Annotated in this window: 1 protein-coding gene; it reads left to right on the top strand. The window is 75.1% G+C overall.

All coding sequences use genetic code 11. The features are described 5' to 3' along the window. Window positions 1-389, top strand: a 389-nt coding sequence (locus ACSC1Q_RS43165; protein ID WP_436764540.1) for an SDR family NAD(P)-dependent oxidoreductase, incomplete at both ends; no start/stop codon positions are given.

The raw sequence follows: 389 nt of genomic DNA, 5'->3' as shown, positions 1-389 counted from the left end.
TCTCCGCTTCGCGGGGTGAGCGGCCGGAGTTCGGGCCGGAGGGCACGGTGCTGGTCACCGGCGGCACCGGCGGCCTGGGCGCGCTGGTGGCCGGGCATCTGGTGACTGCCTATGGTGTGCGGCGGCTGCTGCTGGCCAGCCGTCGTGGCGCGCAGGCGCCGGGGGCGGCCGAGCTGGTGGCGGAGCTGACCGAGCTGGGCGCCACGGTCGAGGTCGCGGCCTGCGATGTGAGTGACCGGGACGCGCTGGCTCAGCTGATCGCGGGTATCCCGGCGGAGTATCCGCTCAGGGGTGTGGTGCACGCGGCCGGGGTCGCCGACAACGGGCTGGTCGGTTCGCTCAGCGCGGAGCGGTTCGACGGGGTCCTGGGTCCGAAGGCGGATGCGGCC

The organism is Streptosporangium heterodermiicola (genome assembly GCF_051390675.1).
GTDB lineage: Bacteria > Actinomycetota > Actinomycetes > Streptosporangiales > Streptosporangiaceae > Streptosporangium.
This window is presented reverse-complemented; position numbering and strand designations above follow the sequence as displayed.